Here is a 324-nt window from a genome sequence, read left to right on the forward strand (position 1 = left end):
TAATTACCAAGTTATTATTTGATGTAGGGGCGGGTTTTACGAAAAATCTCAGCCTAAGACCCACAATCTTTTAAACCCGCCCCGACCTAATTGCAAAGCCCACAGTTTCATAAACCTGATCCTACAGGTAGATGGGGATTTGCCGTGTTCGTGGGGGCGGGTTTAAAAGATGATCGATTTTAGACAATTATTGTCTGTAAAACCCGCCCCTACAAGACTTTACATTCTCTAATAAATCAATTTGCCCTGTTCGTGGGGGCGGGTTTAAAAGATGATCGATTTTAGACAATTATTGTCTGTAAAACCCGCCCCTACAAGACTTTA

The sequence above is a fragment of the Microcoleus sp. S13_C3 genome (assembly GCF_036700905.1).
GTDB lineage: Bacteria > Cyanobacteriota > Cyanobacteriia > Cyanobacteriales > Microcoleaceae > Microcoleus.